Annotated in this window: 14 protein-coding genes; 11 read left to right on the top strand and 3 right to left on the bottom strand. The window is 70.8% G+C overall.

All coding sequences use genetic code 11. The features are described 5' to 3' along the window. Positions 1–17 precede the first annotated feature (17 nt). Both AC2CHE_RS01865 and AC2CHE_RS01860 read right to left on the bottom strand, forming a co-directional pair. Positions 18–764 (bottom strand): SDR family NAD(P)-dependent oxidoreductase, encoded by a 747-nt coding sequence (locus AC2CHE_RS01865; protein WP_484503120.1) that lies wholly within the window; start codon positions 762–764, stop codon positions 18–20. Then, complete coding sequence (locus AC2CHE_RS01860) at positions 761–1,528, bottom strand: thioesterase II family protein (RefSeq protein ID WP_484503119.1); 768 nt, start codon at positions 1,526–1,528, stop codon at positions 761–763. Before AC2CHE_RS01860 ends, AC2CHE_RS01865 begins: the two co-directional genes overlap by 4 nt. Before the next feature lie 123 nt (positions 1,529–1,651). On the opposite strand from AC2CHE_RS01860, the gene AC2CHE_RS01855 reads away from it, so the two are divergent. The 11 genes from AC2CHE_RS01855 (at position 1,652) to asnB (ending at position 23,213) form a co-directional block, all read left to right on the top strand. Beyond that, a complete protein-coding gene (locus tag AC2CHE_RS01855) occupies positions 1,652–3,277 on the top strand; it encodes a (2,3-dihydroxybenzoyl)adenylate synthase (RefSeq protein ID WP_484503118.1) in 1,626 nt (541 codons plus the stop codon). Between the two features lie 41 nt (positions 3,278–3,318). Further along, positions 3,319–4,047, top strand: a complete 729-nt coding sequence (locus AC2CHE_RS01850) for a tryptophan 2,3-dioxygenase family protein (protein ID WP_484503117.1) — start codon at positions 3,319–3,321, stop codon at positions 4,045–4,047. Between the two features lie 55 nt (positions 4,048–4,102). Then, positions 4,103–5,710 carry a tryptophan halogenase family protein gene (locus AC2CHE_RS01845; RefSeq protein WP_484503116.1) on the top strand — a complete coding sequence of 536 codons (1,608 nt, stop codon included), beginning with the start codon at positions 4,103–4,105 and terminating at the stop codon, positions 5,708–5,710. Between the two features lie 232 nt (positions 5,711–5,942). Beyond that, entirely contained in the window at positions 5,943–6,680 is a 738-nt protein-coding gene (locus tag AC2CHE_RS01840) for an alpha/beta hydrolase (protein ID WP_484503115.1), read from the top strand. A 220-nt stretch (positions 6,681–6,900) separates the two neighbouring features. Next, on the top strand, positions 6,901–11,457 hold the full coding sequence (locus AC2CHE_RS01835; protein ID WP_484503114.1) for a non-ribosomal peptide synthetase: 4,557 nt from the start codon (positions 6,901–6,903) through the stop codon (positions 11,455–11,457). Beyond that, a complete protein-coding gene (locus AC2CHE_RS01830) occupies positions 11,454–15,779 on the top strand; it encodes a non-ribosomal peptide synthetase (RefSeq protein WP_484503113.1) in 4,326 nt (1,441 codons plus the stop codon). The genes AC2CHE_RS01835 and AC2CHE_RS01830 overlap by 4 nt, the downstream gene beginning before the upstream one ends. Then, positions 15,776–16,903, top strand: coding sequence for a Gfo/Idh/MocA family oxidoreductase (locus AC2CHE_RS01825; RefSeq protein ID WP_484503112.1), 1,128 nt, complete (start codon positions 15,776–15,778; stop codon positions 16,901–16,903). The genes AC2CHE_RS01830 and AC2CHE_RS01825 overlap by 4 nt, the downstream gene beginning before the upstream one ends. A 193-nt stretch (positions 16,904–17,096) precedes the next feature. After that, positions 17,097–18,812 (top strand): ABC transporter ATP-binding protein, encoded by a 1,716-nt coding sequence (locus tag AC2CHE_RS01820; RefSeq protein ID WP_484503111.1) that lies wholly within the window; start codon positions 17,097–17,099, stop codon positions 18,810–18,812. Continuing rightward, a complete protein-coding gene (locus AC2CHE_RS01815) occupies positions 18,809–20,524 on the top strand; it encodes an ABC transporter ATP-binding protein (protein WP_484503110.1) in 1,716 nt (571 codons plus the stop codon). The genes AC2CHE_RS01820 and AC2CHE_RS01815 overlap by 4 nt, the downstream gene beginning before the upstream one ends. 9 nt (positions 20,525–20,533) lie before the next feature. Then, the gene (locus AC2CHE_RS01810) at positions 20,534–21,322 is read left to right on the top strand and encodes a thioesterase II family protein (RefSeq protein ID WP_484503109.1); all 789 of its coding nucleotides are present in this window, start codon (positions 20,534–20,536) and stop codon (positions 21,320–21,322) included. Positions 21,323–21,359: 37 nt separating this feature from the next. Next, positions 21,360–23,213: an asparagine synthase (glutamine-hydrolyzing) gene (gene asnB, locus AC2CHE_RS01805; protein WP_484503108.1), complete on the top strand. Its 1,854-nt coding sequence runs from the start codon at positions 21,360–21,362 to the stop codon at positions 23,211–23,213. Positions 23,214–23,474: 261 nt separating this feature from the next. Here the strand turns inward: asnB and AC2CHE_RS01800 are convergent, their stop codons facing one another. After that, positions 23,475–24,314 carry a TetR/AcrR family transcriptional regulator gene (locus AC2CHE_RS01800; protein WP_484503107.1) on the bottom strand — a complete coding sequence of 280 codons (840 nt, stop codon included), beginning with the start codon at positions 24,312–24,314 and terminating at the stop codon, positions 23,475–23,477. Between the last annotated feature and the right edge of the window lie 186 nt (positions 24,315–24,500).

The raw sequence follows: 24,500 nt of genomic DNA, 5'->3' as shown, positions 1-24,500 counted from the left end.
TGCTGACTGGGCGGGTCTCATGCGGTGCGGCCGCCGTCGACGGGTATCAGCGCGCCGGTGACCCAGCCGGACAGCGCCGGGTCGAGCAGCGTGCAGACCCATTGACCGATCTCCGTGGGGTCGCCGAAGCGTCCCATCGGGGTGGAAGCGGCCAGGTCGGCCCGCAGCCGCTCGATGCCGGCGTCGTCAAGTCCCGCATCGGTCCACATCGGGGTGTCGACCGGCCCGGGAAGGATGGCGTTGACGCGTACCCCGGGTGCGAGTTCACGGGCCAGGGATCGGGTGAGGCTGTTGAGGGCGGCCTTGGTCGCGCCGTAGTAGGCGCGTCCCGGCATCGACAGGACGCCGCCGACCGAGGAGACGTTGACGACGCTGCCGCTGCTGGCCCGCAGCAGCGGCAGCGCGCATCGGATCAGGTCGGCGGGCGCGCGGACGTTCACCGCGAACATCTCGTCGAGGTACGCCGGATCGAGTGCGTCGATCGGGCCGAACCGGGCCAGTCCGGCGTTGTTGACCACCGCGTCGAGCCCGCCGAAGGTCTCCGCGGCGACGGTGACGACCCGGTCGGCGGTGTCCGGTGCGCACACATCCGCCGCCACCACCGCCACGGTGTCGGGGTACCGCTCTGCCAGGTCCCGCAACGGCTGCTCGCGACGGCCGACGATCGTCACGTTAGCGCCCGACTTCACCAGGCACTCGGTGATTCCCAGACCGATACCGGTGGCGGCGCCGGTGACGACGACCGACCTCCCGTCGAGGGTCACTGCGGCACACCGCTTTCCGTCAGGGTCGCCAGGACGTCGCCGAGCAGCTCGTCCGGATGGGAGAGCAACCGGAAGTGGCCGCCGGGCCAGGCACGCATGCTGAACCCGCGCTCGTTGACCACGGCCCACGCGGCTACCTGGTCGGCGTCGACCAGCGGGTCCTCCGTGTTGTAGTAGCCACGGACCGGGCAGTCCAGCGGCGCGGCGTCCGGCGCGGGCCGGTAGGTCTCGTGCAGGGTGATGTCCGATCGGAGCACCGGCAGCAGCAGGTCGCGTAGTTCGGTCTGGTCGGCGATCTCCGGCTCGATCCCGCCGAGCTTCGCGACCGCCGCCCACAGCTCCTCGTCACCGAGTTGGTGGGTGGTGCCGCCGCCGGCGAGCCACGGCCCGGCCGCGCCCGAGACGAACAGGTGGGGTACGGGGCTGCCGTTGGCCCGCAGCGCCCGCGCCGTCTCGTAGGCGACCAGCGCGCCCAGGCTGTGTCCGACAAGTGCGCACCCGGCGGGCGGCATCCGCAGCAGTTCCGCGGCCACCTGGGCCGCCATCTCGGCGATGCTGCTGGCGGGTTCCTCGGCAAGTCGATCAGCGTGGCCCGGGTACTGCACGGCGTGCAGGGCCACGTCTGCGGGCAGCATCGAGGACCACGGGCGGTACACCGCGGACGTGCCGCCGGAGTGCGGGAAGCAGACCAGCCGCGCGGTGGGCTCTTCGACGTCGGCGAGCGTGCGAACCCACCGACGGTCGGATCTCCGTGTTCGGCTCACGACATCGAGCGTCACCGAGTCCGCCCGTTCGTCCCGACAATCTGTCAAGGCTCTGTCGGGTGCGACGCGGGCTCTGGGCTGCTACCGGAATCTGTTAGCGCCGCACCAAAGGAGGACAGACAGATGCTGGACGGGTTCGTGCCCTGGCCGCCTGACGTCGCCGAAAGCCATCGACAGGCGGGGTACTGGCGGGGTTTCTCCCTTCGGCAGCTCTTCGACGACAGCGTCCGCCGCCATCCGGACAAGGTGGCCGCGGTGGATTCCGCTCGTCGCATCACCTACGCCGAACTGGCGGACGAGGCCGACCGGATCGCCGCGGGGCTGCTCGACCTCGGCATCGGCAGTCGTGACCGCCTGGTCCTGCACCTGCCCAACGTCAACGAGTTCCTGTCGGTCCTGCTGGCGGTGTTCAGCATCGGTGCGATACCGGTGCTGGCCCTGCCCGGCCATCGCCGTGACGAGATCACCCACCTGGCCCGTGCCGCAAACGCGGTGGCGTACCTGGGCCCGGACAGGTTCCAGGGGTTCGACCACCGTGCGCTGGCCCGCGAGGTCCGCGCCGAGGTGCCGAGCCTGCGGCATGTCGTGATCGCCGGCGACAGCGCCGAGTTCACCCCGCTGGCCGAGCTGGCCAGGACCGAGCCGAGGAGCCTGCCACCCGTCGACGCTGCCGAGGTGGCCCTGCTGCTGCTTTCCGGCGGAACCACCGGCGTGCCGAAGCTCATTCCCCGTACGCACGACGACTACGCCTACAACATCTTCGCGTGCGCCGAGGTGACCGGCTTCGGCGCGAACAGCGTCTACCTGGCCGCCAATCCCGTACCGCACAACGCCGCGCTCGGCTGCCCCGGGGTGCTGGGCGCGTTGCTCGTCGGCGGCAAGGCCGTCCTGGCTGCCAACCCCAGCCCGGACCATGTCTTTCCGTTGATCGCCCGGGAGGGCGTCACCCACACCGCGCTGGTACCCGCACTCGCCCTGCTGTGGACCGAGGCGGCGCAGACCATGCCGGTGGACATGAGCGGCATGACCCTCCAGGTGGGCAGTTCGAAGTTCAGCCCCGCGGCGGCCGAACGCGTCAGGTCGGGCCTGCGGTGCCGCATCATGAACGTCTACGGCATCGGCGAGGGCCTGATCACCCACACCCGCCTTGATGATCCGCTGGAGGTGGTGTACACCACCGAGGGCACGCCCATCTGCCCGGACGACGAGGTCAAGATCGTCGATCCCGAGGATCGCGAGCTTGCGGCCGGGATCACCGGCGAGCTGCTCACCCGCGGGCCGTACACGATCCGGGGCTACTTCGCCGCGCCGGAGCACAACCGCCGGGCGTTCACCCCCGACGGCTTCTACCGGACAGGTGACCTGGCCAAGCTCACCGAGGACGGGCGCATCGTCATCGAGGGCAGGCTCAAGGACATCATCCACCACGTTGGTGAGAAGGTCTCCGCCGAGGAGGTGGAGGGCCACGTGTTGACGTATCCGTCGGTGCGGGACGCCGCGGTGGTCGGCATCCCCGACGACGCCATCGACGAACGAATCTGCGTGTTCGTGGTGCTCACCGCCGAGGCGGAGGCGGCGGCGACGACATTGTCGCTGCGCACGATCCGGGAGCACATCCGTGACCGTGGGCTGGCGCCGTACAAGCTGCCCGACGAACTGGTCGTGGTACCGGAACTGCCTCGTACGCCCGTCGGCAAGATCGACAAGAGTGCCCTGCGCGCGGGGCGGCGGCAGCTTCAGCACCGCTGAGCCACCGCCCCGGCACCTTGCTGAGGAGGGCCTGCACACCGATGACCAATCCGGCGGACACCCGGCGCGACCGCGCGTACGGGGAGATCCTCAGACTGGACGAGCTGCTCGACGTCGCCTGCGTACGCGACGAGCCGGACCGCACCCTCTTCTTCGCCGCCCACCAGGCATGCGAGTTGTGGTTCGCGGTCATCCTGCGACATGTCGAATCCGCCCGGGACGCGCTGACCCGCGACCGGGCGGACATCGCCGCCGAGCACATCGAACGACTGCCGGCGGCGATGCGGGTGCTCAGCGGACACTTCGACGTACTTGGCACGTTGACACCCGAGTCGTTCGACGAGATCCGGGCGACCCTCGGCTCGTCGAGTGGTTTCCAGTCCGCACAGTATCGGGAGATCGAGTTCCTCTGCGGGGCCCGGGACCTGCGATTTCTCAACACACCCGGGTTCACCCCGGGGGAGCGGGCCCGGCTCGTCGCCCGATCCGACGAACAGTCCCTGTCGCGCGCCTTCGTCGAGTACCGCGACCGCGTCCGCGCCGACGGTGGCCTGCGGGCGGCCGAGCGGGTCCGCGCGGCGCTGGCCGCCTTCGACGACGCGGTGCGGTCGTGGCGTGCGCGGCACGCCCAGCTGGCCGAGCAGTTCCTCGGCGCGGCCCGAGGCACGGCCGGATCAACCGGCGCCGCGTACCTGTGGCGGTCGACCGAGCGGACGTTGTTCCCGGAGGTCTTCACGCCGGGGCTCAACGGTGGAGTCGTGAAGAACTGAGCCGAAGCAGACACATTCGTCGAGTCCCGGTTATCGGGTACAAGGAGGAACCGCAATGACTGTCAGTGGTGCCGCCGCCAAGAGCACGCGCGACCCCGGCAGGACACAGCGAGTCGTCATCGTCGGCGGCGGCACGGCCGGCTGGATGACGGCGTCGTACCTGGCGGCAGCCTTCGGTGACCGGATCGACGTGACGGTCGTCGAATCGGCCACCGTCGGCACGATCGGGGTCGGCGAGGCCACCTTCAGCGACATCCGGCACTTCTTCGAGTTCCTGAGGTTGGAGGAATCCGAGTGGATGCCCGCCTGCAACGCCACGTACAAGCTGGCCGTCCGGTTCGAGAACTGGCGCGAGCCGGGCCATCACTTCTACCACCCGTTCGAGCAGATGGCCTCGGTCGACGGGTTCCCCCTCAGCGACTGGTGGCTGCGCTACCCGACGACGTCGCGGTTCGACAAGGACTGCTTCGTCATGGCGTCGCTGTGTGATGCCGAGCGGTCGCCCCGGTATCTCGACGGCAGCCTGGTGGACCAGGGCTTCGTCGAGCAGACCCACGACGAGACTTCGGCCCGCTCGACGATCGCGGAGTACCAGGGCGCGCAGATCCCCTACGCGTACCACTTCGAAGCGCACCTGCTGGCCAAGTTCCTGGCCGGCTACTCCACCCAGCGGGGCGTCAAGCATGTCGTCGACAACGTCGTCGACGTGGCGCTCGACGACCAGGGGTTCATCTCGCACGTGCGTACCGCCGAGCACGGCGAGATCGCCGGTGACCTGTTCGTCGACTGCACCGGCTTCCGGGCGTTGCTGCTGAACAAGGCCCTCGGCGAGCCGTTCGTGTCCTACCAGGACACCCTGCCCAACGACAGCGCGGTCGCTCTCCAGGTGCCGCTGGACATGGATAGCAAGCCGCTGCGGCCGTGCACGACCGCGACCGCGCAGGACGCCGGATGGATCTGGACGATCCCGCTGATCAGTCGGATCGGCACCGGCTACGTCTACGCCAGCGACTACGCGACACCGGAGGAGGCCGAGCGGGTACTGCGCGAGTTCGTCGGCCCCGAGGCGGCCGACGTGTCCGCGAACCACATCCGGATGCGTATCGGCCGCAGCCAGCGGTCGTGGGTGAAGAACTGCGTCGCGGTCGGCCTGTCCAGCGGCTTCGTCGAGCCGCTGGAGTCGACCGGCATCTTCTTCATCCACCACGCCATCGAACAGATGGTCAAGTACTTCCCGTCCGGGCACGGCGACGACCTGCTGCGCGAGCAGTACAACCGCTCCATCACCCACGTCATGGACGGCGTACGCGAGTTCCTCTGCCTGCACTACCGGGGTGCGAAGCGGGTGGACAACCAGTACTGGAAGGACACCAAGACCCGGGTGATCCCCGACGGGCTCGCGGAGCGGATCGAGATCTGGCAGCACAAGGTGCCGGACGCGGAGTCGATCTATCCGCATTACCACGGTCTGCCGCCCTACTCGTACAACTGCATCCTGCTGGGCACGGGCGGGATCGACGTGCGGCACTCGCCGGCCGTCGAGCTGGCCGACGAGCGGGCGGCCCTGGCGGAGTTCGAGCGCATCCGGGTGAAGGCCGAGAAACTGGTTCAGGAACTCCCGACCCAGAACGAGTACTTCGCCGCCATGCGCGCCAACCGGTGAACCTTCCGACCGCGTCGTACGCACGCCCTCCCCTGCGGTCGGTGGACCGCAGGGGAGGGCGGCAAAGGTTCCGCAGCGACCGTATCGGCCGGGAAGCGAAAATGACGTGTATCTAACCTACGACCAACAAACCCTGGACATCCAGTACTCGCCGAGCTCCTGCGTCACAGACATCAATGTTTTTCTGCGTGAGTACGCTGATCGCAGCGCATTGGCCCGGGACCGACTCGAGATGCGTTCCAGCGTGCGTTACGGGCCGCGACCAGAGCAATTGCTCGACTATTTCCCGGCGTCCGAACCGGGCGGTCCGCTGCTGGTGTTCATCCACGGTGGGTACTGGCAGGAGTTGAGCCGGCTGGAATCGGCATTCATGGCGCTGGACCTGGTGCCGCGAGGCGTCTCCGTCGCGGCGCTGGGCTACGGGCTGGCACCCGTGTACCGGCTGCCGGAGATCGTCGACATGGTCGCCGAGGGAGTCCGCTGGATCTGCCGAAACGCCTACCAGTTGTCGTCGATCCCCGGATCGGTCTACCTGAGTGGGTGCTCCGCAGGAGCGCACCTGGCCGTCATGGCGTTGTTCGACGAGCCCGGCTGGCGGCGGCACGGCGACCGTCCCGATCGGGCGGTAGCCGGCGCGGTCCTGCTCAGCGGCGTCTACGACCTGGAGCCGGTCCGCCGGACCTATGTGAACGAGGCGTTGGGGCTGGACCCGGAGACGGCTCACGCCTACAGCCCGATCCACCGGCTGCCGGCGCCGCTGCCGCCGCTGGTCGTCGCGCGGGGGGAGAACGAGACCGACGAGTTCGGCCGGCAGCAGGCGGAGTTCGTCGACGCCGTCCGGGCGTCCGGTGCTCGGGTGGTCGACCTCGTCGTGCCGTCGCGGAACCACTTCGATCTGGCCTTCGATCTCGGCGTCCACGGCACGATGCTGGGCGATTCGCTGACCGAGATGATCGGCGCGAACCGGTAGTCGATCCGGTGTGTATTTCTCATGACAGAGACCACGATATTCACGGCCACCCGCCGGGTGGCAACAGATTGCTCGGTGCTGCGGGCTGCTGTTAGGGTCGGGGCCAGGGGCCGGCGCTGATGTCGCCGATTCGCCTGGCATCAATCTCACGTCCCGCCCGTCGACATATTCGAACCGAACGTTCCGCAGCGGAGTCGATAGCGCGCAAGGGAGCTTGAGAATGTTGGCGGAAAACACCGACTGCGGCACCGGGACGGATCGGGACGCCCTGCGCGCTGCGGTGTCCGAACTGCTCGGCATGGAACTGACCACGGCCGACGATGACAGCAACCTGTTCGAACTGGGCCTGCAGTCGCTGCACCTGATGCGACTGGCCAGCCGGCTCAACGGTGCCGGTGCCGAGGTCACGTTCACCCAGTTGGCCACGGACCCGCGGCTGTCGGCCTGGGCCGGCCTGGTCGGTCCCACCGTGACCGCGACCGAGTCGGCGGCGCCCCCGCGACCGGCCGCCGACAACGCCCGCCACGATCCGGATCGAGCCTTCCCGCTGACTCCGGTGCAACAGGCGTACCTTCTCGGCCGCTCGGGTGACCACGCGCTCGGCGGCGTCGGTTGCCACAACTACCTCGAGTTCGAGTCGACCGGAGTGGACGCGCAGCGCCTCGAACGGGCGATCCGGGCGTTGCTGGCCCGCCACCCGATGCTGCGGGCACGGTTCGCCGACGACGCGACCCAGCAGATCCTGCCGGAGTCTGTGTGGCGCGGTCTGACCGTGCACGACCTCCGTGACCGCTCCGCCGGTGCTGCGGTGGCTGCGGCGTTGGACCTGCGCGACCGGCTCTCGCACCGCATCCTGGAGGTCGGCCGGGGCGAGGTGGTCGATGTGCAGCTCACCCGGCTGCCCGACGGGGTGGACCGGCTGCACTTCAACATCGACCTGCTGGCCGTGGACCTGGCCAGTTTCCGGGTGATGCTGTCGGACCTGGTGGTCCTCTACGACGACCCGGAGGCGCTCGGCGAGGTCGGTTACACCTTCGGCCGGTACCTCGCCGAGCAGGCCGGCACCCGGGCCGCCGAGCGGGACCGGGCCCGCCCGTACTGGCAGCGGCGGCTGCCGGCGCTGCCCGGCGGCCCGAAACTGCCCCTCGCGGTCGATCCGGACGCGGTCACCGTGCAGCGCTTCGCCCGTCGGTTCTTCGACCTCACCGTGGACCAGTGGCAGGAGCTGGAGCGTCGCGCCGGCGAGGCCGGACTGACTCCCGCGGCGGTGCTGGCCACCGCGTACGCCACGGTGCTGAGTCGCTGGAGCGGCGACGAGCACTTCCTGCTCAGTCTCCCGCTGTTCGACCGTGACCTCGACGTGCATCCCGAGATGCCCCGGCTGGTGGGTGACTTCTCCGGCCTGGTGCTGCTGGAGGTGGACCTCTCCGGCGACAGTTTCGCCGACCGCGCGCGCACCCTGCAGAAGCAGATGCACGAGGACATCGGGCACGCCGCGTACACCGGCGTCGACGTGCTGCGCGAGTTCACCCGCGCTGATCCGGAGTCGCCCCGCACGGCACCGGTGGTGTTCTCCGTGGACCTGTCCGCACCGCTGATCCCCGAGGAGTTCGCCGCCCGTTTCGGTGAGCCGACGTGGATGATCTCCCAGACTCCGCAGATCTGGCTCGACCACCAGATCTACCGCACCAGCGACGGCACCGTACGCCTGGTCTGGGACGCCGTCGAGGCGCTCTTTCCCGACGGCATGCTGGACGCGATGCTGTCCGCGTACGAGACGCTGGTCCGGGCGCTGGCCGCCGGTGCCTGGACGGACGCGCTGCCGGAGATCGCCCTGCCGGCGGCGACGCGGCGCACGCGCGCGGCGGTCAACTCGTCGACCCGGGCGATGACCGACAATCTCCTGCACACGCGGTTCTTCGCCGAGGCGGGTGACCGGCCCGGGCACCCCGCGCTGCTGTGGGAGGAGCAGGGGGCGCTGGCGCACGACGAACTCGCCGCGCGGGCGCTGCGCGTCGCCGGGGCGCTGGCCGGGCACGGGGTGGGTCGCGGCTCGTACGTGGCCGTGCTGGCGCCCAAGGGCGTACCGCAGATCGTGGCGGTGCTCGGCGTGCTCGCCGCCGGCGCGGCGTACGTGCCGATCGGCGTCGACCAGCCCGCCGAGCGACGCGCGCGCATCCTCGAACTCAGCGGCGCCCGGATCGTCCTCGACGGCAGCGGGCTGTTGGACCCGACCGACGTGGCTGCCGAGATCCTCACCATCGACGCCGCCGAGCTGGCCGACCCGCTGGACGCTCCGGTCCCCGCCGACCCCGACGACCCCGCGTACGTGATCTTCACGTCGGGTTCGACCGGTCTGCCCAAGGGCGTCGAGCTCACCCACCGCGCGGCGGTCAACACCGTCGAGGACATCAACGAACGGTTCGACCTCGGTCCGGCGGACCGGGTCCTGGCGGTGTCCGCGCTGGACTTCGACCTCTCGGTGTGGGACATCTTCGGGCTGCTCGCGGTGGGCGGCGCCGCGGTGCTGGTGCCCGAGTCGGGCCGGCGCGACGCCACCGAGTGGCTGGGGCTGTGCCGCCGGCACGGCGTGACCGTCTGGAACACGGTCCCCGCCCTGTTGGACATGCTGCTCACCGCCGCAGACGACGCTCACCTGCCCGGCGCGCTGCGCCTCGCCCTGCTCTCCGGTGACTGGATCGGGCTCGACCTGCCCAGCCGACTGGCCGGCGCGACCGACGGACGGTGCCGCTTCATCTCGCTCGGCGGCGCCACCGAGGCGGCGATCTGGTCGAACTCCTTCGAGGTCGTCGAGGTGCCTGCCGGCTGGCGGTCGATCCCGTACGGCACGCCGCTGCGGAACCAGAAGTTCCGGGTGGTGGACAGCCGTGGACGTGACTGCCCCGACTGGGTGCCCGGCGAGTTGTGGATCGGCGGTGCCGGGGTGGCGCTGGGCTACCGGGGTGACACCGAGCTGAGCGCGGCCCGCTTCCCGGTGGTGGATGGCCAGCGCTGGTACCGCACCGGCGACCTGGGCCGCTACTGGCCCGACGGCAATCTGGAGTTCCTGGGTCGTCTCGACCAGCAGGTGAAGATCAACGGTTTCCGGGTCGAGCTGGGCGAGATCGAGTCCTGCCTCCAGGCGCACCCCGAGGTCGCTCAGGCCGTCGCCGTCGTCGTCACCGAAGGCCGACGCGAGGTGGTCGCCGCCGTGGTCGAGCGCGGGGTCACGCCGGATCCCGGTCTCCCGGTAGTCGGGCTCGACAGCGGGCGACCGGGCGACGAGTTCCTGCCACCGGTCATCGGCGCGACCACCGAGGACGATTCGCTGCTGCTCGAACATCAGCTGGTGGAGGTGCTACTGGCCGAGGTCGTCGCGCCGCTGGTCGAGCCGGCGGAAACACCGGCCACGGTCTGCGCCGTGCAACGGCCGGTGGTCGACGTCTGGCTGGCTTACCTGGCGCGCCGTGACGTCCTGTCCGACACGCCCGAGGGGTACGCGCCCGGGCCGAGGTGGGCCGAGGTCACGGACGCGCGGTGGGTCAAGCGGATCCGGGACAACACGATCGGCACCCGCCTCGCGCCGGTCTCCACCGCCCTGGAGTGGGCCGCGCCGCTCTACTCGGCCATCCTGTCCGGTGCCGCCGACGCCACCGCGTTGCTGGACGACCCGGTACTGGCCCCGGAGGCGCTCAACGACCTGATGCCCGCCACGGCCGAGTGTCTTGCCGCCATCGCGCAGGACCTGACGGAACGCGGTGGCACGGCGTCGCGCACGGTGGCCGAATGGCAGCCCGACAGCGGTCGCGGCACGGCTCGACTGCTGGCGGCGCTTGCCGGGAACGAGGCCGAGTACACGCTGCTCGGAGCCGCCCGGCCGGCCCTGGCCAAGGCGGAGGCGTCGCTGCGTGAGCACGGGCACCGCGTCCGGGTGGCGGTGCAGGGTACGGACGCCGTTGCCGCACCGCACGTACATGCCTTCGACGCCGTCGTGGCGAACAACGTCCTGCACCGGATGACCGACCCGGAGACGGCAGCGGCGACCATGGGTCTCCTGCTCGCCGCCGGCGGCCGGCTGTACCTGCTCGAACGCGCCCATCCGACGCCGCTGGCCCTGGTGACCGCGCTGCCGCTCGAGGCGCGTGCCGGTCGGCTCGAGGGTGACGGGCCGACCGGCTGGCTCCACGACGCCGATCGTTGGACCCGGGCGTTGCGCGCGGCCGGGCTGGGTGACGTGCGGGTACTGCGCACCGAGGCCACCGGCGAGATGTTGCTGACGGCGGACCGACCCGTCACCCCGGCCGGAGTGGACCCGGACCGGTTGCGGCGGTGGGCCGAGGACCGGCTGCCCGAGCACATGGTGCCGGCCCACGTCGCCGTGCTGCCCGCGCTGCCGCTGAGCGGCAACGGCAAGGTCGACCGGCGACGGATCCAGACGGTCCTCGAACAGACGGTCGATCGTCCACGCGACGTCGGCACCCCGCCGAGAGGCGACACCGAGGCGTTCGTAGCCGAGCGTTGGGCCGCACTGCTCGGCCTGGACGCCGTGGGTCGCGACGAGAACTTCTTCCGGCTCGGCGGCGACAGCCTGCTCGCCACCCGCTTCGTCGCCGAGGTACGAGGGGCGTTGGGTGTCGAGCTGCCGATGCGCGACGTCATGCGTGCCGCGACGGTCGCCGGCCTGAGCGCGCTCGTCGACGAGCTGCGCGAGGCGACGGGGGGCCCGGGCCCCGCCGGTTGGGACACCACCGAGGACTTCGAAGAGGGTGCGGTGTGAACGCCAGCGATCTGCTCGACGAGTTCGCCAGTGCCGGGATCCGCGTCTGGCGGGAGGGCCAGCAGCTGCGGTTCCGTGCCCCCCGCGGCAGCATGACCGACGAGCTCCTCACCCGGCTGCGGCAGCGCAAGGCCGAGCTGCTGGCCAGCATGTCCGACACCACCGGCAACGCCGCCCAGCAGTTCGACCCGGTGTGGCTGGGCCAGCCGGGAGCGCGGGACGAGTCCTTCCCGCTGACCGACATCCAGTCGGCCTACCTGTTCGGACGCAACCCGGCGTTCGCCTACGGTGGCGTCTCCTGTCATCTCTACCAGGAGTTCGAGTACCCGGCGGACATCGACCCGGAGCGGATGCGGCAGGCGTGGGACGGCCTGGTACGTCGCCACGACGCCCTGCGCACGGTCGTCCAGGAGGACGGCTCCCAACGCGTGCTGCCCGCGCCACCGCGCACCGGAATCACGGTGACCGACCTGCGTGGAGCACCCGCCGACGCCGTACCCCAGGCGATCGCCGGGGTGCGCGAGGAGCTGTCCCACCGGGTGCACCCCACCGGCGAGCGGCCGATGTACGAGCTGCGCCTCACCCTGGCCGCCGACCGTAGCGTGCTGCACGTCTCCGTGGACTTCATGGCGTTGGACTGGCTCAGCCTGCAACGTGTGATGAACGAACTCGACCGCCGGTACCGGCAGCCGGACTGCGTCCTGCCCCCACTGGAGGCCACCTTCCGGGACTACGTCCTCGCCGAGCGTCGGCTGCGGGACACCGACCGGTACGGCCGGGACCGCGCGTACTGGCTGGCGCGTGTTGACGACCTGCCGGGTGCCCCGGCGCTCCCGCTGCGCGACGACCATGACCCGGTCACCGCGCCGGCGCGGTTCCGTCGCCTGACGGGCACCGTCGACGACCGGGTGTGGCGGTCCCTGAAGGCGCGCGCCGCCGCGCACGGCATCACCCCCGCCAACGCCGTGCTGGCCGCCTACACGGAGACGATCGGTCGCTGGAGCGGCAACGACCGGTTCTGCGTCGGGCTGCCGGTACTCAACCGGATGCCGCTGCATCCGCACGTCGAGTACCTGCTCGGCGACTTCACCTCACTGAGCGTGCTCGCCGTGGACCGTCCGGAGCGTACGGGCTTCGTCGACCGGGCGCGTGCCCTCGGCGAGCGGGTGTTCGACGACCTCGACCACCGGCTGTTCAGTGGCGTGGAGGTGCTGCGTGAACTCGCCCGGCGGCGCGGCCGGGATGCCGCGGCGGTACTGCCGGTGGTGTTCACCGGCGCGATCGGGGTCGGCGGCGGCGAACCGTCGGTGGCCGGCCGTAAGCCAAGACCGGTGTACGGGGTCAGCCAGACCCCGCAGGTGTGGATCGACTGCCAGGTGGGCGACCAGTTCGGTGGTCTGGACATGAACTGGGATGTCCGGGAGGGAGTCTTCCCCGACCAACTGGTGGACGAGATGTTCGCCGCGTTCGTGAACCTGCTGCACCAGTTGGCCACCGACGACACCACGTGGGCGGCGGTCGATCCGCAGCCGCTGCCGAGCGGGCAACGAGCCCGCCGGACCACCGCGAACGCGACCGACGCGCCCGTGCCGGCTGGCCTGCTGCACGAGCCGCTGGTCGCCTACGCCCGCGAGTATCCGGAACAGGTGGCGGTCATCGATGCCGCCGGGTCGATGACCTACGGGGAGTGGCTGGGCCGCGCGGCCGGGGTCGCCGAACGCCTGCGCGTCGCGGGGTGCCGACCCGGCGACCTCGTCGGCGTCCTGATCGACAAGTCTTGCGAGCAGGTGGTCGGCGTGCTCGGTGTGCTCCTCGTCGGCGGTGTGTACGTACCCGTGGACATCGGTCAGCCCGCCGTGCGCCGGGACCGCATCCTCGTCGACAGCGGCGCCCGGTTCGCGGTGGTCGCGGGCGCGTCGGTCGGTACGCTGCCCGCCGAGGTCGCCGGCATCGACGTGTCCGACGCGCCGCCGGTGCCGCTGCCGGAGATCCCGGCCGGCGTCGGGCCGGAGCCGACCGGACTGGCCTACGTCATGCACACCTCGGGTTCGACCGGGACGCCCAAGGGCGTGATGATCAGCCACCGGGCCGCCACCAACACCGTGCACGACATCAACGAGCGCTTCGAGGTCACCGGTTCCGACCGAGTTCTCGGCCTCGCCGCGTTGAGTTTCGACCTGTCCGTCTACGACCTGTTCGGCCCGCCCGCCCGTGGTGCCGCGCTGGTGCTGCCCGATCCGGCGCGCCGCGGCGACCCGTCGCACTGGGCGGCGATGGTGGCCGCGCACGATGTCACGCTGTGGAACTCGGTTCCCGCGCAGTTGCAGATGCTGATGCACTACCTGGACGTGGAACCCGCCGTCCTGTCCAGCCTGCGCCTGGCGCTGTTGTCCGGAGACTGGATCCCGCTGTCGCTGCCCGGCCACGCCGCACGGCACGTGCCGGACGCCGAACTGATCAGCCTCGGCGGTGCCACGGAGGCGGCGATCTGGTCGAACTACCACCGCATCCGGACGGTCGAACCGCACTGGCGCAGCATCCCGTACGGGCTGCCGTTGGCGAACCAACGCTTTCACGTGCTCGACGCCGCGCTGCGCGACCGACCCGATCTGGTCGCCGGTGAACTGTTCATCGCGGGTGTCGGGCTGGCCGACGGGTACCTCAACGACCCGGTGCGCACCGCCGAGCGCTTCCTCCGCCACCCGGAGACGAGGGAGCGGCTGTACCGCACCGGCGACCTGGGCCGGTACCTCTCCCACGGGGAGATCGAGTTCCTCGGCCGGGCCGACCAGCAGGTCAAGATCCGTGGCCACCGGATAGAGCTGGGCGAGATCGAGGCGGTGCTCGGCGAGCACCCGTCGGTAAGCACCTGCGTGGTCCTGGCGTCCGGCGACGACACGCTCGAACGCGCGCTCGTCGCGTTCGTGGTGCCGCAGCGGGGGTCCGGCACGGTCGACCCCGCCGAGGTCGTCGCGTGGGTGGCCGACCGGCTGCCCGCCTACATGGTTCCCGCGCGGTTACGTGTCGTCGAGGCGTTGCCGCTGACCGGGAACGGGAAGGTCGACCGTAAGCGGCTGCTGGAGTCGACGCCCACGCCGACCGTCGCGCCCGGCGGGCGGACCGAACCGCCACGGCCGGGCGTCGAGCAGCACCTCGCCCAGCTGTGGGGTGAGGTGCTCGGCGGCCCGCCGCCGAGCCGGGAACTGGGGTTCTTCGACGCGGGCGGCAACTCACTGCTGGCCGCTCGGTTCGTCGGGCAACTGCGTGAACAGTTGCCCGAGGCCGCCCGGTTGCCGTTCGACGTGCTGCTACGTGCCCTGCTCGACGAGCCGACGGTCGCGGGCCTGGCGGCGCGGTTGGGGTCGGCGACGGCACCGGAGCCGGTGGCGGCCGAGACTGCCCGGCGTTCGTCGCTGGTGCCGCTCGGCGGCGTGGCTCAGGGGCCGGTGCGGCTGCTCGTGCACGACGGCACGGGCACCCTCACGGCGCTGCGGGCGCTGGCCGACGGGCTCGGCGCGGGCGGGCCGGTGTTCGGGCTCGCCGCGCCGGACGGCGGCGCGACCGGCGAGATCGACGACGGCACCCTGATCGAGGACCTGGCCGTACGCTACGCGGGTGAGATCCGGGCCGCCGGGTTCGACGACGTCGAGCTGATCGGCTACTGCCTCGGTGCCTCGATCGCCCTGGAAGTGGCCAGGGCGCTGAGCGAGGCCGGGGCGACGGTGCGCTTGACGGTCCTGTCCGGACTTCGCGTTCCCTACCGGATGGACGACGAACTGGTGCGGGACTACGCCTTCGCGCGGGCCGCCGGTATCGACCCGGCGGCTCTCGGCTGGCCCGCCGACGAGGCGGTCGTCGACCGGGCGATCACGACCGTACTGGCCGATTCGCCGGGAGTCGTGCCGGCGGGTGCGCTCGGGCGACTGACCGGCGACGAGCAGCTGGCCGCGATCGCCGAGCGGTTCCGTGCCCTCGGGCAGCGCACCACCGCCGAACGGCACGCGCGACTGCATCAGGCCGTCGCCGACCGGGACCCGGCGTGGGGCGGAGCGGCGCGGGTGGCGGCGGCCCACACCCGTTTCGTGTGGACTCTCCAGGCGGTGGCGCGGCACGAGCCCGAGCCCTACGCGGGGGACATCACCCTCCTGCGTCCCACGGCCGCCGGGGACCTGCTGCCGGGTGCCGGCGTCGAGGCGACCCGTTTCTGGCCGGAGGTCTGTCTCGGCGAGCTGACGGTCGTCGACGTGCCCGGCGACCACTTCAGTTGTCTCCAACCGCCAAACGTGGCGGCGGTGCTGGCGGCGACGGCGGCTGACCGGTGAGCGGCCCCCCGTCCGGCCCGATGCGGGTCGTCGTGTGCGGTACGCGGTTCGGCCAGGTCTACCTGTCGGCGATCGCTCGCGCCCCGGAGCGGTTCGAACTCGCCGGCATTCTGGCCCGGGGCAGCACCCGGTCGGTGGCGTTGGCGAAGGAGTACGGTGTCCCGCTGTACGCCTCGGTCGCCCAGCTGCCCGACGACATCGACGCCGCCTGCGTGGTGGTGTCGACAGCGGTCGGCGGTGGACCGGGTGTCGAGTTGGCGAAGGCACTGCTCGACCGTGGCATCCACGTTCTCCAGGAACACCCGGTGCACCCGGCGGAGCTGGCGGACTGCCTGCGGGCTGCGCGCCGCGCCGGCGCGCAGTACGTGGTCAACACCTTCTACCCGCACGTGGAGCCGGTCCGGCAGTTCATCTCCGCCGCCCGCGCGCTGGTCCGGCTGCGCAAGCCGGTCTTCGTCGACGCGGTGTGTGCGGTGCAGGTCTGCTTCGACCTGCTGGACATCCTCGCCGAGGTCTTCGACGGGCTGCGGCCGTGGTCGTTGGCGGCCGTCGGCAGCCGGACCGGCCGGCCACTGACCAGCGTGGACGGGCAGGTCGCCGGGGTGCCGCTGACGCTGCGGGTGGAGAACCGGATGCAGGCGGGCGACGACAGCACGAGTCTGCTGTTGCACCGGGTCACCGTCGGCACCGACGCCGGCAACCTGATGCTGGCCAACACCCACGGTCCGGTGCTGTGGAATCCGGTGCTGCGTAGCCCGGAGGACCCGGCGGGCGTCTACCTCACGGGCGTGACGGACGCCGACACCCGGTGGTCGGACGTGCTCGGACCCACTGCGGACTACGTGGGCTCCGCGCAGACACCCACCTGGTCGGGCGTGGTGCGCGAGCTGTGGGGGGACGGGGTGTTGACCGCCCTCGACGACGTGCGCGCACGCGTCGACGCGGGTGTGGATCCGTTGCGAGGCGGCCAGCGTCACCTGGCCGTCGCCACCGCGTGGAAGGAGCTGACCGAGACCCTCGGCTACCCCGAGGTGGCCACTCCGGAGCCGGGTGACCCGCTGGTGGTCAGCGATCTCCGCGCCGAGCCACAGCCGGTTCATTCGCGGCTTGCCGGTTCACGGTAGCTCGGTGATCGGGTTCGGGGTAGAGTAATTCTCGAACGTGTTTGAAAATAGGGACGGGAGAGCGATGAGTGCGACCCACTCCGTTGAGGCAGGAGAGCAGTCCACGCCGTCATCGGGAGGCACTCCCACGGCACGGCATCCGGCGAACGCGGGGCCGTTGCTGCGCCCTCATGCCCCGAGTTTCGCGGTCGTCATGGTCCTGCAGGTCATCGGCGCCGTCGCCGGGCTGGCGCCGCTGTTCGCGGTGATCGAGCTGGGGCGTGCCCTGCTGTCACCCGGCCCGGTCGACTCCGATCGGGTATGGACCTTCGTGATCCTCGGCGCGGTCGGTCTGTTCGTCCGACTGGTGTTCAGCGGCGCGTCGTCAGGGCTCGGCCACGTCCTCGACGGCAAGGTGCAGTTGTCGCTGCGCCGGGCTCTGGCCCGCAGCCTCGGGCAGGCGCCGATCGGCTGGCTGTCCCGCCGCCGCAGCGGCGAGCTGGCCAAGGTGGTCGGTGACGACGTCGCCGCCGTGCACCCGTTCGTCGCCCACGCACCCGGCGAGCTGGTCTCCGCCTTCGTCGTGCCGTTGGTTTCGCTCGTCTACCTGCTGACCGTCGACTGGCGGCTCACCCTGATCACCCTGATTCCCGTGGTGCTGGCCATCGCGCACGTCCCACTGCTGATGACTCCGGCGCGTACCCGCGAGCAGCAGAACTTCGACGCGGCGATGGGCCGCATCGCCACCTCCGTCGTCGAGTTCGTACAGGGCATCGCCGTGGTCAAGGCGTTCGGCGGCTCCGAGCGTGCCCACCGCAAGTTCCTCACCGCCGCCGACGAGTTCGTCGACATCTTCACCCGCTGGGTACGCGGCGTCTCCGCCGTCGCCGCCGGCATGCAGTTGGCGCTGTCGCCGCCCTTCGTGCTGCTGGTGGTGCTGATCGGCGGCACGGTGCGGATCACCTCCGGCGACATGGCCCCGGTGGACCTGCTGCCCTTCCTGCTGCTCGGGTTGGGGCTGACCGCTCCGGTGGCGGCCCTCGGCCACGGCTTCGACGACATGCAGGCAGCCGGCCGTGCGGTGAGCCGCATCCGCGAGGTCCTCGGGGTGGGGGCGCTACCGCAACCCGCACGTCCGGCCACCCCGCAGGACAACCGAGTGGAGCTGCGGGACGTCCGGTTCAGCTACGACGACGACGGCCCCGAGGTGCTGCGCGGGATCGACCTGACCCTGGAACCGGGCACGCTCACCGCCGTGGTCGGACCGTCCGGCAGCGGAAAGTCCACGCTGGTGCAGCTGCTGCCCCGGTTCTTCGACCCGACGGACGGCTCGGTGCGGCTCGGCGGCGTCGACCTGCGCGACATCGACAGCAGGGAGCTCTACCGTCGAGTCTCCTTCGTCCTGCAGGACGTCCGGCTGCTGCGCGCGTCGGTCGCGGACAACATCGCGCTGGCGGTTCCACAAGCGACCACCGAGGATGTGACGCGTGCCGCCCGACTGGCGCACATCCACGACCGCGTCCTGGCGTTGCCCCGCGGCTACGAGACCGTGATCGGCGAGGAGGTCAAGCTCTCCGGCGGTGAGGCGCAACGCATCGCCATCGCGCGTGCCCTGGCCGCCGACACGCCCGTGCTGGTGCTGGACGAGGCGACCGCCTTCGCCGATCCGCAGACCGACCAGGCGGTACGGCAGACGCTGGCGACGCTGCGCGACCGGACCGTCCTGGTCATCGCCCACCGCCTGGAGACCATCGCCGACGCCGACCTTGTCGTGATGCTTGAGGACGGGGCGGTCGTCGAGCAGGGCAGGCCGAGCGACCTGCTCGCCCAGGATGGAAAGTTCGCCGCCTTCTGGCGGACCCAGCAGTCGGCGGTCGCCGACGACAGCGAAGCCCGCGGTGGTGTACTGCAAGGAGACCTTTCCCGATGATCAGTATGTTGTTGCGGGTGCTCGGCGACGAGTACGCCAAGCCGATGCGTCGTACGGTCGCTCTGATGACGGTGACCGCCGTGTTGGAGGGTCTGCTCTACGCGCTGCTGGTGCCCATGCTGCGGGCCCTGTTCGGGGACACCCCGTCGGATGCCTGGCCGTGGCTGATCGCGTTCGGGGCCTCCGTCGCGGTCTACGCGGTGCTGCGCTATGTCAGCGACCTGTCCGGCATGCGCGTCGGGACCACGATGCTCCGGGGCATGTACCACGGCCTCGGCGAACACCTGGCCCGGTTGCCCATCGGCTGGTACAACGCCGCCCGGGTGGGCGAGGTGTCGGTCATGGCCAGCCGCGGTCTGCTCGCGGCGATGGGCGTGTCGGCGCACCTGCTCGGGCCGTTCATCTCCGCCTGCGTGACGCCGCTGACGATCGTTGCGGTGATCACGGTGTTCAACTGGCAGCTCGGGCTGGCCGCGCTGGTGGCGGCGCCGCTCGTGGTGCTGACCCAGCGATGGACCGCGCGGTTGATGGCTGCCAACGACGCGGACAACGCCGCGCGCAACAACGAGGCCAGCGCCCGGGTCATCGAGTACCTCCAGGCCCAGCCGGTGCTGCGGGCCGGCGGCCGCAGTGGCGAGCGGTTCAGCCTGCTCGACGACGCGCTGCAGGGCGTGGAGCGGGCCTCCCGCCGCCAGACGATGTCGGTGCTGCCCGGCGCGGTGGGTCTGACCCTCATCGTGCAGGCGGTCTTCACCACCGTCCTGGTGCTGGGGACCTATCTCGCGCTCGGTAACGACCTCGGAGCCGCGGAGGTCCTGTCCATTCTCGTGCTCGCCGCCCGAAGTGCCGACCCGCTGCTGTCGCTGTCCGACATCGGGGGCAAGTTGCGCACCGCCCGTGCCGAGCTGGACCGGCTCGACCGGGTGCTGCGCACCGAGCCGCTTCCCGAACCGGACCAGCCGGTCCGGCCGCAGCGCTTCGATCTGGAGTTCGACGCGGTCACGTTCCGCCACGGCGATCGTACGGTGTTCGACGGCGTGTCGTTGTCAGTGCCGCAGGGGCAGCGGTTGGCCGTCGTCGGTCCGTCCGGCTCGGGCAAGAGCACGCTGCTCCAGCTGATCGCCCGTTTCTACGACGTAAAGTCGGGAGCGGTTCGGGTGGGCGGTGTCGACGTCCGACAGATCGACCCGGCCGTGTTGATGGCACAGATCGCCATCGTCTTCCAGGACGTCTACCTCTTCGACGGCACGATCGAGGAGAACGTGCGGCTCGGTCGCCCCGACGCCAGCGACGCCGAGGTGCGGGCGGCGGCGACCGCCGCGCGGCTGGACGAGGTCGTCGAGCGGCTGCCCGATGGATGGGCCGCGAATGTCGGCGAAGGCGGCGCGTCGCTGTCCGGCGGTGAGCGTCAGCGGGTCTCCGTCGCGCGGGCACTGCTGAAGGACGCCCCGATCGTGCTGCTCGACGAGGTGACCTCGGCGCTCGATCCGGTGAACGAGGCGGCCGTCCACGACGGCATCGAACGTCTGATGGCAGGTCGGACGGTCGTCATGGTCGCGCATCGGATGCGGACCGTCCAACGCGCCGACCGCGTGGTCTTCCTCGACGACGGGCAGTTCGTCGAGGACGGCAGCCACGACGAACTGCTGCGTCGCGGGGGTCGCTACGCCGACTTCTGGAGCCTGTCCGTGGTCTCCGGCACGAGCGAATGAGCTGTCGAGATGTCGTCCGGTGAGCTGGTCGCGGGGGCGTTACGCAGGCCCGCTCCCCGGCCCTACGCCCGTGCCCGCGTGGTGCTGTTTCCGCACGGCGGGGGCAGCGCGAGCTACTACCGCGCGTGGATCACATCAGCGCCCTGGGACGTCGAGTTCCTCGCCGTGCAGTATCCAGGTCGCGAGGACCGGTTCGCCGAACCGGTCCCCGTGGACATGCGCGGTCTGGTCGACACCGTCGCGGCCGACCTGCCGTTGGCGGGCCCGCCGACACCGACCGTCCTGTTCGGGCACAGCATGGGCGCGGTCGTCGCCTACGAGGTCGCCCGCCGTCTCACGGCGGCGGGCGAGCCGCCCGCGGCACTGGTGGTGTCCGGGCATCCCGCGCCGCACCTGGCCCGACCGGGTCAGGTGCATCTCGGCAGCGACGACGAGCTGATCGAGGAGTTGCGTCGCACCGAGGCGACCCATCTGGACATCCTCGACGACCCGGTGCTCATGCAGGCGTTCCTTCCGGTCATCCGGTCCGACTATCGCCTGAGCGAAACCTACCGGCCGTTGCCCGGCGTGCGGCTGCGGGCCCCGGTCACTGTGCTCTACGGCGACCGGGATCCAGAGGTCACCGCCGCCGAGGTGACGGGCTGGCAGGACGCCACCGACGGCTCGTGTGGGTCCCGCGTCTTCGCCGGCGGCCACTTCTATCTGGACGAGCACCGTGACGCGGTGGTCGAACTCCTCACGGCGCGCGCCCGCGCGATTTCCGCCACGTCGGCGGTGCCGTGGCCGTCCACCCCCTGACCCGGACCGACGAGCATCGCGCACGACATCGAGTGGAATGAGGGATGAAATGTGTGGTATTGCCGGGTGGGTGTCGTTCGACGCTGATCTGACGCGCCAGCGGGAGACGCTCGACGCGATGACCGAGACCATGGCGTGCCGGGGGCCGGATGACCGAGGGACGTTCGTGCGTACGCACGCCGCGCTGGGACACCGGCGCCTCGCGGTCATCGACCTGCCGGGCGGCGTGCAGCCGATGAGCGTGGGTACGCCGGCCGGTGAGGTCTCCCTGGTGTACTCGGGGGAGGTCTACAACTTCCGGGAGCTACGCGAACGACTCACGGCGCTCGGGCACACCTTCCGGACCGAGAGCGACACCGAGGTCGTGCTCCGCGGGTATCTGCAGTGGGCGGAGACCGTCGTGGACCACCTGGAGGGCATGTACGCCTTCGCGGTCTGGGACGAGCGTGACCAGAAGTTGCTCCTCGTGCGTGACCGGATGGGGATCAAGCCCCTGTTCTACTACCCGACGCCAGACGGCGTCCTGTTTGGTTCCGAGCCCAAGGCGATCCTGGCGAACCCGCTGGCGCCCAAGGTGGTGGACACCGACGGGCTGCGGGAACTGTTCGCCCAGACGAAGGCACCAGGTTGGGCGCTGTGGAAGGGCATGCACGAGGTACTGCCCGGCGCGTTGGTCACGGTGGACCGCGCGGGCATCCGGCAGCGCGCCTACTGGCGTCTGCGCGCGGTCGAGCACACCGACAGCCTCGACGACACCGTGGCGCGGATCCGCGACCTGCTCACCGACGTGATCGACCACCAGTTGATCTCGGACGTGCCGCAGTGCGTCCTGCTCTCCGGCGGCCTGGACTCCAGCGCGATCACCTCCATCGCCGCGCAGCGGCTCGGCTTGCGGGGCGAGCAGGTGCGCAGCTTCTCGGTGGACTTCGTCGGCCAGGAGGACAACTTCGTACCCGACGAGATGCGCGACACCCCGGATTCGCCGTTCGTACGCGACGTGGTGGCCCACGTCGGGTCGGCGCACCGGGACGTGGTGCTCGACCCTGCCGAGCTGTCCGACCCCGCCGTGCGGCGCGCTGCGGTGGCCGCCCGCGACATCCCGAACGGTTTCGGCGATCTCGACCTGTCGCTGTACCTGCTGTTCAAGGCGATCCGGCAGCACTCCACGGTGGCCCTGTCGGGGGAGGCGGCGGACGAGGTGTTCGCCGGGTATCCGTGGTTCCATCACGAGGCGGCGTTGAACGCCGGCACGTTCCCCTGGATGACCGTGATCCCGCCGCTGACCCTGCCGGGCCGCACCGACCACATCGAGCCGGGCCTGCGTGAGCGGCTCGACGTCGGCACCTACACGGCAGACCAGTACGCTGCGGCGCTCGCCGAGGTGGAGCACCTGGACGGGGAGTCCCCGGCCGAGCGACGCATGCGGATCGCCTGTCACCTGCACCTGACGCGGTTCGTGCGGTCCCTGCTCGACCGCAAGGACCGGCTGTCGATGGCGGTGGGGCTCGAGGTGCGGGTGCCATTCTGCGACCACCGTCTCGTCGAGTACGTCTACAACACGCCCTGGTCGATGAAGGTCTCCGACGGCCGGGAGAAGAGCCTGCTGCGTCGGGCCGCCGCCCACGTGCTGCCCCGGTCAGTGGTGGAGCGGGTCAAGAGCCCGTACCCGTCGACCCAGAACCCGGCGTACGCGGGAGCCCTTCAGCAGCAGGTGAAGGAATTGGTCGCCGACCGGGACGCGAAGGTGTTCTCGTTGATCGACCGGAACTGGGCCCAACAGGCCGTGGCGCAGGACCCGACGCGGATGCCGGTGGCCATGCGTGGTGCTCTGGAGCGGGTGCTCGACCTGCACACCTGGTTGGATCTGCACTCGCCTCAACTGCGGCTCTAGATACCTCGTATCCCGGGGCCGGACGGACGGGCTGTCTGCTGCGCGCCGGGCTGGGGCCGGAGGCGTGGCAAACGGGTGTGTCGCCGAGACGTGATCACGTCTCGGCGACATACCCGTGTGTGATGTTCACCGGCAACGGCCGGATGGGTGCGCACTCCCGCGGTGCCGGGTGTCGGCGGCCGGCATCAGTCGGACCCGGTGCCGCCGACACCCGCGCCGAAGGCCGACGTGCCTGGCCACGGTGCCGGTCAGGTCGCGCCATCAGGTTCGCAGCGCGGGGAACCAGCTCACGCTGAACTCCGTCGGAGCGCCGTAGGGCGGTATACACAGGGAGATGAACAGCTCCACCTGGCTCGGACCGACGCTGCCCCGCCGGTCTGGCCGCTTGGTGGCGGCCACGGGGGCGGCGTGCGCTCCGGTGCGCTGCGGCTCTATTGGGCTGTGCGCCGGCAACAGGCCGTCGATGATCGCTGCCAGCGCCCGTCGGTGGGTCTTTCGCGCGTTGAGTTCTGCCCACCGGTCGGCGATCGTCGCCAACCGTGGGTGCGTGTCGCCGGTCAGGCGGGCGATGACCTCGTCCTGTTGGGCAGTGCCGGCGCGATCGCGGCGGCGGGAGCTGGCCACCCGGATGATCAGGTTGCCGACGATGTAGGACCAGATCGTGCGGTAGACATGGTGTGCCTCGTCGGCGGAATGACCGTAGTCGATCGCGGCGTCCAGCATCTCCTCCACGATCCACAGCGCCGAGGGGCCGATCAGGCTGTCGCAGGTCAGCACTTCGACGATCCAGGGACGCTCGGCGAGGAGGTCGTAGAGCAGAACCGAAGCGGCGATGAGCCGTTCCCGGGGATCGGCGGGCAGGGCCGGCCGGGAGATGTCCCGGGCCTGCGTCTCCATCACCTGGATCAGCAGTTCGTCCTTGTCGCGAACGTGGTGGTAGAGCGCCATCGGGGCGCTGCCCAACTCGTTCGCCAGGCGGCGCATCGACAGCCGCTCCAGTCCCTCGTCCTGCAGGATCCGGGTCGCCGCGTCGATGATCGCTTCCAGAGACAGGCGTGGTGGTCGACCGACACGCCGGCTGCGGGGTACGTTTGGGGGCATCTTCCCATCCTTCAGATGCGGCACCATCCACATTGCAGGGCGGCCGCCGGGTCGCGGGAGCGGGCCCGGGCCGGACTTCCGGGGCCGGTGGGACGACCGTGTGCGGGCACGCGAGTCCGGCGACGGTGTGTTGTCCGGCCAGGGGCGGCGCACGACACGTGTGTTGTCGCGTGCCGCCCCTGGCCG

Source organism: Micromonospora sp. ATLC16, assembly GCF_057196645.1.
The sequence above is the reverse complement of the archived record's forward strand: the minus strand, read 5'-3'. Positions and strand labels throughout refer to the sequence as shown.

What these genes read in the sequence shown, in the direction of transcription:
- AC2CHE_RS01855 (WP_484503118.1), top strand. Translation starts at nt 1,652, where the DNA reads ATGCTGGACGGGTTCGTGCCCTGGCCGCCTGACGTCGCCGAAAGCCAT.
- AC2CHE_RS01850 (WP_484503117.1), top strand. Translation starts at nt 3,319, where the DNA reads ATGACCAATCCGGCGGACACCCGGCGCGACCGCGCGTACGGGGAGATC.
- AC2CHE_RS01845 (WP_484503116.1), top strand. Translation starts at nt 4,103, where the DNA reads ATGACTGTCAGTGGTGCCGCCGCCAAGAGCACGCGCGACCCCGGCAGG.
- AC2CHE_RS01840 (WP_484503115.1), top strand. Translation starts at nt 5,943, where the DNA reads ATGCGTTCCAGCGTGCGTTACGGGCCGCGACCAGAGCAATTGCTCGAC.
- AC2CHE_RS01835 (WP_484503114.1), top strand. Translation starts at nt 6,901, where the DNA reads ATGTTGGCGGAAAACACCGACTGCGGCACCGGGACGGATCGGGACGCC.
- AC2CHE_RS01820 (WP_484503111.1), top strand. Translation starts at nt 17,097, where the DNA reads ATGGTCCTGCAGGTCATCGGCGCCGTCGCCGGGCTGGCGCCGCTGTTC.
- AC2CHE_RS01815 (WP_484503110.1), top strand. Translation starts at nt 18,809, where the DNA reads ATGATCAGTATGTTGTTGCGGGTGCTCGGCGACGAGTACGCCAAGCCG.
- AC2CHE_RS01810 (WP_484503109.1), top strand. Translation starts at nt 20,534, where the DNA reads ATGTCGTCCGGTGAGCTGGTCGCGGGGGCGTTACGCAGGCCCGCTCCC.
- asnB (WP_484503108.1), top strand. Translation starts at nt 21,360, where the DNA reads ATGAGGGATGAAATGTGTGGTATTGCCGGGTGGGTGTCGTTCGACGCT.
- AC2CHE_RS01800 (WP_484503107.1), bottom strand. Translation starts at nt 24,314, where the DNA reads ATGCCCCCAAACGTACCCCGCAGCCGGCGTGTCGGTCGACCACCACGC.